The sequence below is a fragment of the Corynebacterium sp. H128 genome (genome assembly GCF_037482625.1).
Taxonomy (GTDB): domain Bacteria; phylum Actinomycetota; class Actinomycetes; order Mycobacteriales; family Mycobacteriaceae; genus Corynebacterium.
The window spans coordinates 190,105-206,081 of sequence record NZ_JBBHKW010000001.1 but is presented as its reverse complement, the minus strand read 5'-3'; the positions used below and the strand labels follow the sequence as shown (position 1 = coordinate 206,081).

At 60.1% G+C, this 15,977-nt stretch carries 18 protein-coding genes; 3 read left to right on the top strand and 15 right to left on the bottom strand.

The genetic code is table 11. The features are described from left to right. Window positions 1–558: a bifunctional pyr operon transcriptional regulator/uracil phosphoribosyltransferase PyrR gene (gene pyrR, locus WG915_RS00965; RefSeq protein WP_339563487.1), complete on the bottom strand. Its 558-nt coding sequence runs from the start codon at window positions 556–558 to the stop codon at window positions 1–3. A 122-nt stretch (window positions 559–680) separates the two neighbouring features. Here pyrR and WG915_RS00960 point away from each other — a divergent pair, with 122 nt between their 5' ends. The 3 genes from WG915_RS00960 to WG915_RS00950 are packed head-to-tail and all read left to right on the top strand — an operon-like array spanning window position 681 to window position 2,764. Continuing rightward, the gene (locus tag WG915_RS00960) at window positions 681–2,006 is read left to right on the top strand and encodes a TIGR01777 family oxidoreductase (protein WP_339563486.1); all 1,326 of its coding nucleotides are present in this window, start codon (window positions 681–683) and stop codon (window positions 2,004–2,006) included. Then, a complete protein-coding gene (locus WG915_RS00955; RefSeq protein ID WP_339563485.1) occupies window positions 1,996–2,415 on the top strand; it encodes a YbjN domain-containing protein in 420 nt (139 codons plus the stop codon). Before WG915_RS00960 ends, WG915_RS00955 begins: the two co-directional genes overlap by 11 nt. Continuing rightward, window positions 2,408–2,764, top strand: coding sequence for a YbjN domain-containing protein (locus tag WG915_RS00950; protein ID WP_339563484.1), 357 nt, complete (start codon window positions 2,408–2,410; stop codon window positions 2,762–2,764). The genes WG915_RS00955 and WG915_RS00950 overlap by 8 nt, the downstream gene beginning before the upstream one ends. Here WG915_RS00950 and WG915_RS00945 read toward each other — a convergent pair. The 14 genes from WG915_RS00945 to WG915_RS00880 all read right to left on the bottom strand — a co-directional run bounded on the left by WG915_RS00945 (window position 2,745) and on the right by WG915_RS00880 (window position 15,975). Continuing rightward, complete coding sequence (locus WG915_RS00945) at window positions 2,745–3,581, bottom strand: PPK2 family polyphosphate kinase (RefSeq protein WP_339563483.1); 837 nt, start codon at window positions 3,579–3,581, stop codon at window positions 2,745–2,747. The genes WG915_RS00950 and WG915_RS00945 overlap by 20 nt on opposite strands. Window positions 3,582–3,745: 164 nt before the next feature. Then, complete coding sequence (nusB, locus tag WG915_RS00940; RefSeq protein WP_339563482.1) at window positions 3,746–4,237, bottom strand: transcription antitermination factor NusB; 492 nt, start codon at window positions 4,235–4,237, stop codon at window positions 3,746–3,748. Beyond that, the gene (gene efp / locus WG915_RS00935) at window positions 4,237–4,800 is read right to left on the bottom strand and encodes an elongation factor P (protein ID WP_339563481.1); all 564 of its coding nucleotides are present in this window, start codon (window positions 4,798–4,800) and stop codon (window positions 4,237–4,239) included. Before efp ends, nusB begins: the two co-directional genes overlap by 1 nt. 35 nt (window positions 4,801–4,835) lie before the next feature. Then, window positions 4,836–5,921 carry an aminopeptidase P family protein gene (locus tag WG915_RS00930; RefSeq protein WP_339563662.1) on the bottom strand — a complete coding sequence of 362 codons (1,086 nt, stop codon included), beginning with the start codon at window positions 5,919–5,921 and terminating at the stop codon, window positions 4,836–4,838. A gap of 8 nt (window positions 5,922–5,929) precedes the next feature. After that, window positions 5,930–6,352: a type II 3-dehydroquinate dehydratase gene (gene aroQ / locus WG915_RS00925; RefSeq protein ID WP_339563480.1), complete on the bottom strand. Its 423-nt coding sequence runs from the start codon at window positions 6,350–6,352 to the stop codon at window positions 5,930–5,932. After that, the gene (gene aroB, locus WG915_RS00920; protein WP_339563479.1) at window positions 6,349–7,377 is read right to left on the bottom strand and encodes a 3-dehydroquinate synthase; all 1,029 of its coding nucleotides are present in this window, start codon (window positions 7,375–7,377) and stop codon (window positions 6,349–6,351) included. The genes aroQ and aroB overlap by 4 nt, the downstream gene beginning before the upstream one ends. Next, window positions 7,374–7,877, bottom strand: a complete 504-nt coding sequence (locus tag WG915_RS00915) for a shikimate kinase (protein ID WP_339563478.1) — start codon at window positions 7,875–7,877, stop codon at window positions 7,374–7,376. Before WG915_RS00915 ends, aroB begins: the two co-directional genes overlap by 4 nt. Continuing rightward, complete coding sequence (gene aroC / locus WG915_RS00910; RefSeq protein ID WP_339563477.1) at window positions 7,870–9,090, bottom strand: chorismate synthase; 1,221 nt, start codon at window positions 9,088–9,090, stop codon at window positions 7,870–7,872. The genes WG915_RS00915 and aroC overlap by 8 nt, the downstream gene beginning before the upstream one ends. Window positions 9,091–9,122: 32 nt before the next feature. Further along, a complete protein-coding gene (locus WG915_RS00905; RefSeq protein ID WP_339563476.1) occupies window positions 9,123–9,482 on the bottom strand; it encodes a prepilin peptidase in 360 nt (119 codons plus the stop codon). A gap of 4 nt (window positions 9,483–9,486) precedes the next feature. Then, on the bottom strand, window positions 9,487–10,230 hold the full coding sequence (locus tag WG915_RS00900; RefSeq protein WP_339563475.1) for a shikimate dehydrogenase: 744 nt from the start codon (window positions 10,228–10,230) through the stop codon (window positions 9,487–9,489). Then, complete coding sequence (mltG, locus tag WG915_RS00895; protein WP_339563474.1) at window positions 10,230–11,378, bottom strand: endolytic transglycosylase MltG; 1,149 nt, start codon at window positions 11,376–11,378, stop codon at window positions 10,230–10,232. The genes WG915_RS00900 and mltG overlap by 1 nt, the downstream gene beginning before the upstream one ends. Continuing rightward, a complete protein-coding gene (ruvX, locus tag WG915_RS00890) occupies window positions 11,375–11,866 on the bottom strand; it encodes a Holliday junction resolvase RuvX (protein ID WP_339563473.1) in 492 nt (163 codons plus the stop codon). Before ruvX ends, mltG begins: the two co-directional genes overlap by 4 nt. 38 nt (window positions 11,867–11,904) lie before the next feature. Then, complete coding sequence (gene alaS, locus WG915_RS00885; protein WP_339563472.1) at window positions 11,905–14,568, bottom strand: alanine--tRNA ligase; 2,664 nt, start codon at window positions 14,566–14,568, stop codon at window positions 11,905–11,907. An 81-nt stretch (window positions 14,569–14,649) separates the two neighbouring features. Next, the gene (locus WG915_RS00880; protein WP_339563661.1) at window positions 14,650–15,975 is read right to left on the bottom strand and encodes a replication-associated recombination protein A; all 1,326 of its coding nucleotides are present in this window, start codon (window positions 15,973–15,975) and stop codon (window positions 14,650–14,652) included. Window positions 15,976–15,977 lie beyond the last annotated feature (2 nt).

The following is a 15,977-nucleotide window of genomic DNA, read 5'->3' as shown; positions in this document are numbered from 1 at the left end:
TTAGCTTTCTCGCGTAATGGTGACCGCGTCGCGGCCGTCGATTTCCTGCAGCCACACAGTGACGTCCTCGCCCTTCGCCGTGGGCAAGTTCTTGCCCACATAGTCGGCGCGGATTGGTAGCTGCCGGTGTCCGCGATCCACCAGGACCGCGAGTTGGATCATGGCCGGGCGGCCTTCATCGCGCAGCGCGTCCAACGCCGCGCGAATGGTACGGCCGGAAAACAATACATCGTCGACCAAGATGACGGTGGCTTCGTCGATGCCGTCTTCCGGCATGAACGTGGGTAGTAATGCGCGATGCGGTGTCGATCGCAAGTCATCACGATACAAGGTGATGTCTAAGGATCCGGTGGCAACGCGGACGCCGGAAAACTCTTCGATCTTTGTGGCCAGGCGCTGTGCTAGCGGCACTCCGCCTGAAGGAATTCCGAGCAGGATCACTCGTGGGCTCCCTGGCGCGTCCAGGGCTGTTTTCTCAATAATCTGGTGCGCGATTCGCGCGACGGTTCGGCTGACATCTGCTGCAGACAGCAGTTCAGTTCCATCGTTGTCGCTCATCGTGACCTCCTTCCCCGCCTCTCTGTGCGGACCATTAAAGGATGTCTCTATGCTTAAAGGACAAGGCTCATGGTAGCACCACTATCCGAGCTCCACTACCATTCCTTCGAAAGGCATGAAAGATGAGCTTCACCACCACGCAGTTCGTGCCCTTTGACCGCAGTGAGGTGTGGCAGTGGCACACCCGATCGGGTGCCATTGCCCGTTTGACTCCCCCGTTTTTACCCATGACGCCGATCCGCCAGGCCGCTAGTTTGGCCGATGGCACCACAGTTTTCGCCTTCCCGGCTGGCTTGAAATGGGTCGCCCGCCACGAGGTAAGTTCCTACCGCCGCGAACGGCAATTTGTTGATGAGTGCGTTTCAGCCCCAATCCGCAAGTTCGCTCATTGGCGGCACGAACATATTTTTGCTGATGCGGACGGCGGAATGACGCTGTGCGACCGTGTCGAAACACGAGTGCCTGCCGCTACGCTGCGCGCTGCCTTCGCCTATCGCCAGCACCAGCTCCTCGCCGACCTCACTGCGGGCGCGCGCCTGCGCTCTCTCGGCGACGCCCCCGTCCGCGTAGCGATGACGGGATCCCGTGGCCTCGTGGGCCGAGCCCTCACCGCCTTCTTGACCACCATGGGGATCGAGGTAATCCAATTGGTTCGCTCCGGGGCAAAGGAGGGCCAACGCCTGTGGGATCCGCCCTCCCCTGCGCCGGATCTCTTGACGGGTGCTACCGCAGTGGTCCATCTTGCCGGCGAAGCGATCGGAGGCCGGTTTAGCGACTCTCATAAGCAGAACCTGCGCACGTCCCGTATTGAACCGACTGAAAAACTAGCCCAGCTTGCCTCAGCTACTCCCAGCGTGAATACCTTCGTTTCCGCTTCAGCCATCGGCGTTTACGGTCCCAGCTGTGGCGCAGACGGCCCGGTTGACATCACGGACCCGCCCGGGGAAGGCTTTCTTGCGCAGCTATGCACCGACTGGGAGGCCGCCGCAGCAAGCTGCACAAAGAGAACTGTGCTCATGCGCACCGGACTCGTACTTTCGGGTCGCGGCGGCCTGTTACCTGTGTTCAAAGCACTGTTTTCCGCGGGACTTGGGGGTCGACTCGGCGACGGCAACCAGTGGATGTCCTGGATCAGTATTGAGGACTTGGTTTACGCCTACGCCGCCGCAGTATTGGATCCCACCTGCACAGGCGCAATCAATGCGGTATCTCCCCAGCTAGTAACTAATGCTGAGTTCACAACGCAGCTGGCGACGGCCTTAAAGCGCCCGAAGCTGCTGAGCATGCCGAGCATCGGCCCGAAACTACTCCTGGGCAACGAAGGCGCCATGGAACTGGCACTCGCTGACCAACAGGTGGCATCCTCGTTGGAACACCTCTCCTATCCGACACTGGAACACTGCCTGCGCCACGAGCTAGGCGGAGAAAGGCTCGCTGATGAGCACTAGCGTTACCCTCGAGCGCGTCGCGGCATTCTTCGCCGCTGAAGGCCTGGGATACATTCCGGATCCGGAACAGGACGCAGTACTAAGCGGCTTCGATGACGTCGCAATCGCTGTGTATGTCCGGGAGATACTCTTAGTCAGTGCGCAATGGCGCGCACAGGCCACACCGGCGGAGGCTAGCGTACTGCTGGAGGCGGCAAATGAGTGGAACGCCGGGCATCCCGCCCCGATCGTGTTCCTGGCTGAGGAGGACGGGGTACGCGTCCAGTTCAAACGCGGGATTTCTCTCCTCGACTTAGATGAGGAGCAGCTGGGCTATTTTCTTGCCAGCTCCATCAGCGCAATTGCTGCCGCCTGCCAGTGGTTCGCCCAGAAATTCCCCGCACTAGTTACTTGGGAGAGCCATGAATGACGTGACACTGCCCCGCTTGCTCGAGACAATGACCAGCCTCAATGTCCAGCTCGCTCCCACAAAAACACCGGGGTTGTGGGCAGCTAACCTTAACGGCCAACTATTCCAGTTTGCGCTCATGCCGTCCCAAGCGATCGTTCGCGCAGATCTGCCCGGTGCCGTGAGTCTCTTGCGCTGCAATGAGATCAACGCTAGTGGTTTGCTCGTCTCTGCGGCGGTAGTAGCGGACATGGTCCGAATCGAGCACACCTTCCCCACCGCGGCCGGGCTAGCCGACGCCCAGCTGAAGACCTTGCTCAGCCAGGCCATCGATCACGTATTTGCGGCGATTAGGACGCTGCAACCCTAGCCTTTTCTGCCGCAATATCGAAGTTCGCGGCAGGCCATTCGAGGTTCATGTCTCGCAGCGCACCCAATAGCAAGAAGCGCACCACCATACGGGCATATGGTTTATTGTCGCTCGGCACCACGTACCACGGGGCAAGCTCAGTGCTGGTGCGCTCAAAAGCGATGCGATATGCCTCCTGGTATTCCTGCCAGTGGCCACGCTCATCAACGTCACTCGGGTTGTACTTCCAGTACTTCGCTGGGTTTTCCAGGCGCTCAATCAGGTTCTCTTTTTGGAACTCTGGGGAGATGTGAAGGAACACTTTGATGATGCGAGTGCCCTGCTTGATCAGTGCTTCTTCGAAGTCGTTGATCGCGCCGTAGCGGCGTTCGATTTCCTCGGGGCTCGAGAGTTCGTGCACGCGATGCACGAGGACATCCTCGTAGTGTGAACGATCGAAAATTCCCACCTTTCCCTGGGCTGGCAGCTCCTTTTCGATGCGCCACAGGAAGTCATGCGCCAGCTCCTCCGCGGTGGGCTTGCCAAAGCCGGCAATGTGGACGCCCTGTGGATCGAGCGGATCGAGCACATGCTTGACCACGCCGCCCTTGCCGGAGGTATCCATTCCCTGCAGAACGATCAGAACACTACCGGGGTTGTTCCCCGCCCGAGCGTTCGCGTATAGCTTCTCCTGCAGTTCGCGCAGTTCTGACTCGATCGCCGCAGTCTGCTTCTCGACGTCCTTTTTGTCCCCCTTGAACCCCGGGGTACTCCCTGGTTCAATGCTGATGTCGGTGGCGCGGAGGGCGCGGGCTTCTTCTACCGTGAACTTACTCATGTCACGAGGTTACCGGAATCATCGCAACCCCCGAACCCCTTTTGCCGAGGTTCCCTGGATATCGAAAGATTCGGAAAGCTATTACCAGGAAAGTTCGGCAAAAGGGGTTCCCCCAGAACGCGAAAACCCCGCCGTAGCGGGGTCATCATGGAAAGCAGACTAACTTAGTCTTCTGGTTGCCCAGAGTCTGCTACCGGAGCTGTGGCTTCGGCAGTCAACTCCGTGGCGTGACTGAGGACGTCGTCAAGCACAGCGTTGATGTACGGTGGCGCGACATCAGTGGAGTACTCGGCGGCAAGCTCAATGCCTTCCACCACGGCGGTCTTGCGGGGCACGTCCGGGTTAAAGAGCAATTCCCAGGTGGACATGCGCAGAATCGCGCGGTCGACGGCGGGGATGCGTTCGAGCGTCCAATCCTCGGCGAGGAAGCGGGCGATGGCGGAATCGATCCGGTCGAGTTCTTCCGCTACGCCAACAACGATCTGACGCGTGTAGCTAGCAACTGGCGCAACCGGTGGTTCCGGCAAACGGGCTAGCTCGACGCGATCGTCGACAATGGCCACGGGATCCACGTCGCGGGCTTCCGCCTCGAACAGGATGTCAACTGCGCGGCGACGCGCCTTGTAGCGCGCGCCGTGACGCTTGTAATCGCTCATTAGTTGTTGACGCGGGAGAGGTAAGAACCGTCACGAGTGTCAACCTTGACCACGTTGCCGGTCTCGAGGAACAGCGGTACCTGGATCTCAGCGCCGGTTTCGAGGGTAGCCGGCTTGGTGCCACCAGTGGAGCGGTCGCCCTGCAGGCCTGGATCGGTGTGTTCGATCTTCAGGTCCACGGAAATCGGAAGCTCAGCGAACAGTGCTTCGCCCTCGTGGAAGGACACCTGGACGATCATGTTCTCGAGCAAGAACTTTGCGCCTTCACCCATGAGGTGTGGAGCAAGCTCAATCTGATCGTAGGTCTTGGAGTCCATCAGGACGTAGGAAGAGCCGTCGAAGTACAGGTAGGTCATGTCACGGCGGTCAACGTTTGCGGTCTCTACTTTAACGCCGGCGTTGAAGGTCTTGTCGATGATCTTGCCGGAGACCACGTCCTTGAGCTTAGTGCGCACGAAGGCTGGGCCCTTGCCTGGCTTGACGTGCTGGAACTCGATGATCTGGTTCAGCTTGCCTTCCATCTTGAGCACAAGGCCGTTCTTAAAGTCAGCGGTAGTCGCCACGAATTTCTCCCTCTATAGGTATTAACCCGAACATTCTACAACACAGTGAGTTCTTTAGACATCACGGTGATAATCTCTGGCGCGCCGGAGCTAATGATGAGCGTGTCTTCGATGCGGACACCACCCAGCCCCGGTACATAAATTCCCGGTTCGATGGTCAGCGTCATCCCCGCCTCCAGCACTCCTTCTCCACTCTGCGCGGCATAAGGCGCCTCATGGACATCAAGGCCCACCCCATGGCCCGTCGAATGCACAAAGTACGCGCCGTAGCCGGCCGCAGCGATCACCTCTCGGCAGGCTTTATCGACGTCCACCAATTCCGTACCCGGCGTCGCGGCCGCAATTCCTGCCTCCTGTGCGGCGAGCACCGTCTGATAGATCTTGCGCATTTCAGCGTCCGGCTCGCCCACTACGAAGGTACGGGTCATGTCGGAATTGAATCCGCGGTCGTGCGCGCCGAAGTCAATGGTGAGAAAGTCACCGTCCTGGATGACGCGGTCCTCAGCACCGTGATGCGGCTTTGCGCTATTGCTACCGGAGGCCACGATGGTGTCAAAGCTGGGACGCTCGGCCCCGGCGGCGCGCATCAGATACTCCAACTCTGCGGCAATGTCCCGCTCGCTACGACCACGCAGCTCACCTTCCAGCAGCTTTTCCAAGCTCGCGGTGGCTAGGGCAGCAACTTCCCGCAGCCGGTCCAAGGAAAGTTCGTCCTTGACCAAGCGCAGTTCTTCGATCACCCCGGTGACAGGAACGAGCACAACATCCTCGCCTGCTGCTTCTTTGAGCCGCTCTAGCTCGGCGACGGACACATAGTCCGCTTCGAAACCTACGCGACGTGGCCCCTGTACCTCAGACAACAGCGCCTTCGCACTATTACGCTCGATGAGCGCCTCAAGGTCCGGAACCTCCGCGGCGATCTGCAGGGTATAACGGCCGTCGGTGCAGATGCGTGCGGACAAATCCTTGTTGACGAGCAGCGCCGCGTTAGAACCTGAGAAATTGGACAGGAAGCGTACATGGGTCAGGTGGGTTACCAACATGGAGTCGATGCGTTGGCCTGCAAGTTTGGCGGCGAGGGCGCGACGACGGTTGGAAAAACGGGTATCGGCGAAACTCAGCATGTGGTTTATCGTACTTCTTCCGCCATGCCACGTAGGGCTAATTCATAGCCTTTTGTGCCCAGTCCCGCGATAACCCCCTTTGCGATTGGGGAAAGGAAGCTGTGCTGCCGGAAGGGTTCCCGAGCGTGCACGTTGGAAATATGAACCTCGATGAACTCGACTTCCACCAGCGCGTCGCGCAGCGCCACTGAGGTATGGGTGTAACCGCCGGGGTTGATGATCACCTGCCAGCCCTTTTCGGCTGCCTCATGCACCCAGTCGATCAACACGCCTTCGTGATTGGATTGTCGGCACTCTACCTCCAGCGCCAGCTCGGCTGCTACTGCGCTGATGCGCTTTTCGACGTCGATAAGCGTGGTCGCGCCGTAGATCTCCGGCTGCCGCTTGCCCAAGCGGTCCAGGTTCGGCCCATTCAAAACTAGGATCATGCGTTCATCGCCTTAAATGCGTTGCGGAGTTCTTCCTTGCTCACGTCGCTGAGACGGGTGGTTTTGCCAACCTCGGTGATCGCGACGAAACGAATGTTGCCATCACGGTTCTTCTTATCCCGCATCATCGCTGTATACAGTTCCTCGAAGTCGCCGTCGTAGCGCACCGGTAGCCCGGCCGCAGAAATGATATCCAGGTGGCGCTGTAGCAGCTCTGGACCAAACAGTCCCCGTTGCTGCGATAAGTGCGCGATAAAGCTCATACCCACGGCGACCGCGTTCCCGTGCCGCCAGCGGTAGTTTTCCTGCAGTTCCACGGCATGGCCGAAGGTGTGCCCGTAGTTGAGGATTTCGCGCAGCGAGCTCTCCTTCAGGTCGGCCGAGACCACGCGGGCCTTCACTGCGATGGCGCGCTCGATGAGTTCCTGCAGCTGGTTGCTCGCTCCGGCTTCGTAGATCCGCACGATCTCCTCGTCCGCAATGAAGCCAGTCTTGATGATCTCGGCGGAACCCGAAACGAGCTCTTCCTGCGGCAGCGTGTCCAGGAAATTGAGGTCCACGAACACCGCGCTTGGCTCGTGGAATGCGCCCACGAGGTTCTTCCCTGCCGCCGTGTTGATGCCGGTCTTGCCACCTACGGCTGCGTCCACCATCGCCAGGAGCGTGGTGGGCACCTGGACAACGCGAATGCCTCGCATCCAGGCCGCAGCGATGAATCCTGCGACATCAGTGGTAGCACCGCCGCCAAGCCCGAGAACTAGATCGCTTCTTCCAAAGCCTTTGTCACCGAGAAAATCCCAAGCACGCTCGCACACGGCGAGAGTTTTACCGTCCTCAGCGTCCGGGATTTCAAATAGATGGGCCTCGGCATTCCATGACTGGGCGAGCTGTGTGGCCTGCGCACGCATGACCGGTTGATGCACGATGAGCACCTTGGCCGCCGGCACCTGCGCGACCTGTTCGAGTACGCCACGTCCGATGGTGACGCGATAAGGCGCGGCGCCGTTGACCTCGATGATGCTCATTGATTCTCCAGGTAGGACAGAATTTCAGTGACTATCTTCTGTGGGGTGGAATCGCTGGTGCGCGCCTTGAAGGTTGCAACCTCTTGATAAAGCGGGCGGCGGGAATCCAGGATCTCGCGATAACGCGCCTCCCGGTCTGCGGCGTGGAGCACCGGCCGGGTAGCTTCCCCGCTCGTGCGTTTGAGGCCTTCGGCTACTGAGACATCCAGCCAAATCACCTCGCATTCGGCCAGCAGGTCCCGCGTCTGTTGGCTCAGCACCGCGCCACCGCCGAGGCTAATCACGGCGTTATGCTGCAGCGCCGCCGCGACGACGCTTTCCTCCACGCGCCGAAATTCCGCTTCGCCGAGCTCGGTGAAGATCTCGCCACAAGACTTGCCCAGTTGCTGCTCAATGAGCGCGTCCGTGTCAACGAGCTCCACATTGAGGGCGCGCGCTAATCGACGCCCAATGGTGGACTTCCCCGCCCCCGGCGGGCCTACAAGCACCAAACTAGTCATGTGCTGCTCCTGTACCGAAAGCCAAACGCTGCGCGAGGTAATCCCGGTAGGAATCAATATTGCGTTTGGTCTCCACCAGGCTGTCTCCACCGAACTTCTCAATCACCGCCCGTGCTAGTACCAAGGCCACCATGGCCTCGGCCACCACGCCGGCTGCCGGGACAGCGCAGACATCGGAGCGTTGATGGATCGCACTGGCGGCGTCACCACTACTCATATCCACCGTCTTCAGCGCGCGGGGCACCGTGGAGATCGGTTTCATCGCTGCACGTACTACCAGGGTTTCCCCGTTGGTCATGCCGCCCTCGAGACCGCCCGCGCGGTTGCTCTCCCGCTGCACTCCGTCTTCGGAACGCACAATTTGGTCGTGGGCTTGGCTCCCGCGGCTGCGGGCTTGCTCAAAACCGTCGCCGATCTCCACGCCCTTGATCGCCTGAATGCTCATGAGGGCAGCCGCAAGCTGCGCGTCGAGACGCGATTCGCCCGAAGTGTGCGACCCAAGTCCGATAGGCAGTCCCTTGACCACCACCTCAACAACACCGCCTAGCGTGTCCCCGGCTTTCTTAGCTGCCTCGATCTCCGCGATCATCTCGGACTCAGCGTCTTTATCTAGCGCACGCACCGGGGATTCGTCTATCAGGCCTTGTTGCTCGACGTCCGGCAGTGCGCCGCTGTAGCGGAATCCGCCGATGCCGACGACATGGGAGATTACCTCCACGCCCAGTGCTTCCCGCAGAAAGTTGCGGGCCACGGTGGCGGCTGCCACGCGGGCCGCGGTTTCACGCGCCGATGCGCGTTCCAGCACGTTTCGGGCATCCGCGAAGTTGTACTTGAGCATCCCGGAGAAGTCCGCGTGTCCAGGACGCGGGCGGGTAAGCTGCGCGCCTCTACCGGAAGCAAAGGCTTCCTGAACTTCTGCGCTGTCCAGGTCCACAGGATCGGCGGACATGATGGTGGTCCACTTTGGCCACTCCGTATTGCCGATCATGATGGCCAGCGGGCTGCCTAGGGTCTGCCCCAGGCGAACGCCGGTCAGTAGCGTGACCTCATCGGCTTCGAACTTCATTCGCGCGCCGCGACCATATCCAAGGCGACGCCGCGCCAGTTGCTGGGAGACCTCTTCTGAGCTCAGTGGAACGCCAGCCGGCATTCCCTCGAGCATCGCGATGAGGGCCTGGCCGTGCGATTCCCCTGCAGTAGTCCATCGAAGCATGCCCATCATTCTTTCACGCTTGTGCATACCTTTCAAATATCCGCCACTAACAAAAAGGTGGCTGCCAGCATAGACGGGCCATGCGGTACCGATCGAGTTCTGAAAACCACACATGCCATCAGACTCAGCACTGAAGCGAGCAGGATCACTAGTAGCAATTGCACTACCCCTTCCCGGGCTGCAACCACGCCGAGGCTAATGGCCAGCTTGGCGTCACCGCCGCCAATGCCACGCCCGAGATATAACAACGCCCAGCTGGCTCCCCACCAACTACCAGGAAAGACCACGAGCGCCACCATGGCCGCCGGAAGCGTCAGCAGATTAGGCAGCCTACGGAAACAGATGTCCCAGCCACACAATGCGGTGGCCCACAGGAATACCCCCAACCCCATGGGTTTAGCTTAGGCCGAGGTGCCCCTCCAGCGCAGCACGCATACGTTCTTGCGGTGCTGGTTCCCCAGTGAACAGCTCGAACTGTGCATAGGCTTGATAAGCCAACATGACATGCCCGGCGACTGCTGGGAGCTTCTTCTCCCTGGCCTTTTTGATAAGTGGCGGTGGCCAAGGACTGTAGGAGACGTCGAAAAGCGGGGCCGAAACGTCGAGCGCAGCCGCCGCGCTTCCTGGCAGGGTGGAGATCACGATGTCGCTAGCAGGCACCTCGCCTAGCGGGACCCAAGGCACGCCGAGTTCCGCACCGCGGTCGCTCCGGTTCATCAGCGTGATGTCGTCACAACCTAAGCTCCGTAGCGCCCAAAGCACCGCACGAGCGGTACCACCACCGCCGATGAGCACCGCCGTTTTGGGGCTAACACCGAGCTCCGCGATGGCACCGAGCACGCCGTCAACATCCGTGTTGTCCGCGTGCCACCCGTGTCGAGTCCGCACCAAGGTATTGGCGGATCCGATCTCGCGGGCACGATCAGTGGCGGTGTCCGCCACTTCAAGGGCCGCAAACTTGCAGGGCATAGTGACCGAATAGCCCCTAAAATCACGGTCGAGCACAGCGGGCAATTGCTCAGCAGTGCATTCCTTCTTCACGTAGTGCCAGTGCATGCCCAGCGCGGCGTAGCCGGCGTTGTGCAACACCGGAGAAAGCGAATGCTCAATCGGGCTTCCGAGGACCGCAGCGAGTTCCATTAGCGGTGGCTATCCAACACGCCGTTGTCAATGGATTTTTGGGTATCGCGTTGATGGTCTTCGAAGGAGCGGTTGAAAACGGTGGTACCGTCGCGGTTGATCGTGACGAAGAAGAGCCAGTCTCCCTCAGCCGGGTGCTCCATCGCTTCGATGGCTTCCATGGAGGCGGCGGAAATCGGGGTTTCCGGTAGCCCTTCCTTGGCGTAGGTGTTCCACGGGGTCTCCCGCTTACGATCCTCGTCCCTGGTAGCCACTTCGACGTCCTTCAGGCCATAATTGACCGTCGAGTCGAACTCTAGGCGCATAGGCTCCTTGAGGCGGTTCAAAATAACTCGCGCTACCTTGTCAAAATCGCCCTTTGGCGCCTCGCGTTCTACCAAGGAAGCGGCAGTGAGCAACTCGTATGGGGATAGGCCAATCGCCTGGGAGCGGCTCACGATTCCGGAATCCTCGTACTGCTTGGCGGAGCGGGTAATCAGGTCGGTAAGGATCGCAGTGGCATCATGCTCAGGATTGATTACGTACTGGCCAGGAATGATCAGGCCTTCCAGACGCTTGGGGTCCGCGCCACGCTTCTTCACCGGCTCCAACGCCCACTGTGGCACGCCGAGTTGTTCCGGCGCAGTATTGGCGGCAACCTGCTCCAGATCCGCAACCTTGACGCATTTTTCGTGCGCACACGTGACAGATTCAATACTGGAATAGATGCCCTGGCGTTTCTGGCCGCCTACTACCTGCACGTCGCTCAGGGTTTGGCCACCAGGGATCTGCAACAGCTCTACTTTGTTCTGTGGGTCGACGAGAGCTGCCACCGCGTCTTCGGCGGACATTTGCTTTTGCACCCGGTAGAAACCGGGAGTGACGTTCGCAGCGTCGGAGTTTTTGCTTGCGGCGCCCTGGAAAGCACCATTGGACTTCACCACGCCGAGATTGACGAGCTCCGGACCGAGTTCCGAGATGCTCTTGCCTTCTCCGATTTCTACCAGCACGGTTTCTCCATTTCCGCTGCCCGCAAAATCGCGGGTGCTCGGCGGGTTGGTACGCAGGTAGCCGACGTACACGATGGTGCCGATGAGTAGCAGCAAACAGGCGACGAGTACTGCCAAGCCCCGCTCGCGGCGCTTTCGATACTTCGGTTCCATTCTCATAATCTCTCCAAATATCGATGTCGGGCATCCAACCAGGACTGCAAGATCTCCACCGCTGCGACCTGATCGATCACAGCTCGGGTTTCCTTCTCACTACGACCTGCGGCGTGGATGGCGTTAAGCGCGGCAACGGTGGTGAGCCTTTCGTCCCCGAGTTTGACGGGAATGTCCTTGCGCCGCTTGATGCGGAAGGCGATGTCCTTGGCGTGCCGGACACTCTTCGAACCTTGCCCACTGAGGTTGCGAGGCAACCCCACGACAACCTCGACGATATCGTGCTCAGCGATTATGTCGAGCAAACGATCAATGTCACCGGCGTCGCGATCCTTGAGCCCAGTTTCACGCGGGACTGTCTCCAGCGGCATGGCAAGGGTCGCCTCACGATTGGAGTAGGCGACCCCGATCCGGACGGTACCGACGTCGATACCTAATCGACGTCCTGCCCCGGGGTCGTTTTCCCCAGGAATATCCGGCTGCACTGTTGACATGAAACTCAACTTATCGTGTTCGGGCGCTCGTGTGGGCGCTAACGAGGCGTGTCTTCCAACTCCTTCTGCACCGCAGCGACGGCGCTCTGGAAGCCAGCCGCCTTGTTACCGGCGCCTTGGGCCATGTCTGGCTTGCCGCCACCGCGACCATCAACATACTGTCCGATGAGTTTCACCAGGTCTCCGCTCTTGATTCCGCGGGCGATGGCGGACTTAGTTGCTGCAACGATGTAAGGCAGCTTCTCCCCTGCTGCGACGCTGAGCACGATCACGGCGTCACGATCAGCAACCCGGTTCTTCAGGTCCGTCGCGATACCCCGCAGGTCGCCAGCCTCGACACCGGCAGGTAGCTGAGCTGCGACCAGCGCGAAGCCGTTGATATCCTGCGCCTGGTTGGCATATTCGGCAGTCTTAGCCATCAGCTGGGCGCGACGCATCCGGTCGACTTCCTTTTCGGCCGCTTTCAGCTTCTCCGTGAGCTGGGCGATACGCTCTGGAAGCTCCTCGGAAGGCGCCTTGAGTGAACTTGCCAGTCCGACTGCCAGCGCCCGCTCCTTGGAAAGGTAGTTGAAGCTGTCCAAACCGGAGTAGGCCTCGATACGGCGAACACCAGAGCCGACGGAGCTTTCACCCAGTACCGCTACCGGACCAACCTGCGAAGAGTGCGTGACATGGGTGCCACCGCACAGCTCCATCGAGAATGGCCCACCGATTTCTACCAGGCGTACTTCGCTGCCATAGTTCTCGCCGAACAGCGCCATAGCGCCCATGGCCTTAGCCTCGTCGAGGGAGGTCTCAATGGTGTTGACCTGCCAGTCAGTGTCCACGGCCTGGTTAGTGATCTGTTCGATCTGGTGCAACTGCTCTGGGGTGAGCGCATCAGTGTAGTTGAAGTCGAAGCGCAGGTAACCCGGCTTGTTCATAGAACCTGCCTGGACGGCGGTTGGGCCAAGCACCTGGCGCAATGCGGCGTGAATCAGGTGGGTTGCGGTGTGCGCCTGGCGCGCGGCATGACGCCACTGCTTATCGACGGCGGCGGTAACCCGCTCCAGCCCCAATTCGCCTTCCTCAACCACTGCGCGGTGTACCCACAGCTTCTTGCCGATCTTCTGTACGTCGCCAACCCGCAGCACAGCGCTACCGGCCTTGATCAGGCCGCGGTCTCCCAGCTGGCCACCTGCTTCGGCGTACATCGGGGTGACGTCAAGGATGACTTCAACTTCTTGCCCAGCGCCGGCCGCACTTATCTTCTTGCCGCCAGATATCAGGCCGAGCACCTGGGCCTCGGCTTCGAGATTCTCAAAGCCCACGAATTCCGTTGGGTGCTGATCAACCCACTCGCGGTAAACAGAAAGATCCACGTGACCATGCTTTTTAGCCTGGGAATCTGCCTTCGCGCGGGCCTTCTGCTCAGCCATTAGGCCATGGAAGCCTGCCTCGTCGACGGTGAGGCCAGCCTCGGAAGCCATCTCCAAGGTGAGGTCGATTGGGAACCCATAGGTGTCGTGGAGGGTGAACGCTTCGGCACCGGCGATGGTGTTGTGACCGGAAGCCTTGACCTCGGCTGCCGCCTCTTCAAAGAGCTTGGTGCCGGATTCCAGCGTGTTGAGGAAGGCCTTTTCCTCGTTCACAGCTACCGCGAGGATACGCTCGCGGGAGCCCTCGATCTCCGGGTAGGACGGGGTCATAGTGTCCATGATCGTGTTCATGAACTCTGCCATTGTTGGGCCGGTAGCACCGAGGAGTCGCGCGGAACGGATGATGCGGCGCAACAGGCGACGCAGGATATAGCCGCGTCCCTCGTTACCTGGGGTGACACCATCGAGGATGAGCATCATGCCCGTGCGGGAGTGGTCCGCGATGACTCGGAAGCGGATGTTGTCCTGGTTGTCCTTGCCGTAGGCCGCTCCGGTGAGCTTCTCGGCGGCGTCGATGACCGGGCGCAGCAGGTCAGTCTCGTAGACATTGTCGACGCCCTGTAGCAGGCAGGCGATGCGTTCTACACCCATGCCGGTATCGATGTTTTTCTTTGGCAGCGGACCAAGGATCTCAAAGTTATCCTTGCCGATGCCCTCGCCCCGCTCGTTTTGCATGAAAACGAGGTTCCAGATCTCCAGGTAGCGGGAGTCATCCGCTTCTGGGCCGCCATCCTTGCCGTACTCCGGGCCACGGTCATAGTAGATCTCCGAACACGGGCCACAGGGCCCCGGTACGCCCATGGACCAGTAGTTATCGGCCATTCCTAGGCGCTGGATGCGCTCGGTAGGGATACCTACCTGCTTGTGCCAAATATCTGCGGCTTCGTCATCATCCAGGTACACCGTGACCCAGAGTTTCTCTGGGTCGAAGCCGTACCCACCCTCAGAGACGGGATTCGTCAGCAGCGCCCACGCATGCTTGATGGCGCCTTCTTTGAAGTAGTTTCCGAAGGAAAAGTTGCCGGCCATCTGGAAGAAGGTGTTGTGACGCGTGGTGATGCCCACTTCTTCAATGTCCAGCGTGCGCACGCACTTCTGGATGCTGGTGGCGGTTTCAAACGGCGGGGTCTGCTGGCCCAAGAAATAAGGCTTGAAGGGCACCATGCCAGCGTTGACGAAGAGGAGGTTAGGGTCGTCCAGAATCAGGGACGCGCTGGGCACCGCGGTGTGTCCGGCGTTGACAAAATGCTGGGTGAATCGTTCCCGGATTTCGTGGGTCTGCACGACGTATTTCCTCGCTTTGTGGGTCGATAAAGTTACGGGTTACTACATTACCCGCTGTTGCGCTACGCCCTGCAACACCCTTTAGTTCCCGCCGCGCACAATCCGCCGCAATCGGCCGATAAACTCCGAGAGGCGCTTTTCTGCTCCATGCGTGGTGGGCTCGTAGTACACCGCAGCGCGCAGTTCCTCCGGCAGGTACTGCTGGGTGACGATTCCCCGTGGATCATCGTGCGGGTACTGATACCCGACCGCATTGCCGAGCTTTTCCGCGCCCGCGTAGTGTCCATCCCGCAAATGCGGTGGCACCACTCCGACTACGCCCCTGCGGACGTCGCCAAGCGCGCGGTCAATGGCCACATATACCGCGTTGGACTTCGGCGCCGTCGCCAGATGAACCGTGGCGTGGGCAAGGGCGATCCGCGCCTCCGGCATCCCGATGAAGGACACGGCCTGGTATGCGGCGATGGCGGTTTGCAACGCCGTCGGATCGGCCATACCGATGTCCTCGCTGGCATGAATCACCAGGCGCCGGGCGATAAAGCGTGGGTCCTCCCCAGCATCGATCATGCGGGCCAGGTAGTGCAGCGCCGCATCAACATCTGAACCTCTGATGGACTTGATGAAGGCGGAGGTGATGTCATAGTGCTGGTCGCCGTCACGATCATAACGAGCCACAGCCCGGTTGATGTTCTCGCCGACAATCTCAGGGGTCAATTCCCCGCCGTCTGGGACAGCTTCCGCTGCTGCTTCCAAATAGGTCAGTGACCTGCGGGCATCGCCGCCGGCCAGCTGTACGAGCATCTCGATCGCTGTGTCAGAGGCGGTGATGCGACCAGCTAGGCCACGAGCGTCGCTCAGCGCGCGACGCAACACCTGCTCAACTGCTTCCGGTGCCAGCGAGTGCAACTGGATCAGCAACGAGCGAGATAGCAACGGAGCCACAATAGAAAAAGACGGGTTTTCCGTGGTGGCGGCAACAAGCAGCACGGTGCGGTTTTCCACGGCAGCGAGCAGCGCGTCCTGTTGGGTCTTGGAGAAGCGGTGGACCTCGTCAATGAACAGGACGGTGCGCTGGCCGTGGATGAGATCGCGGCGCGCCTGGTCGATCACTGCGCGCACTTCCTTTACCCCCGAGTTCAGCGCAGACAGTCCAACGAAATTATCTCCGGTGGCCTCGCTGATAAGAGAAGCAATGGTGGTCTTTCCCGTCCCGGGCGGACCGTAGAGAATCACGGAGGCTTCCCCAGAGCCTTCGATGATTCTTCGCAGTGGGCGACCGGGGCCAAGTACGTGCTCCTGCCCCATCACTTCATCCAGGCTGCGCGGTCGCATCCGGACCGCAAGCGGCGCATCGTGATCAGGATGGAAGTATTGCTCCGCCGCGCGGTTCGGCTCGTCCGGAAACAATG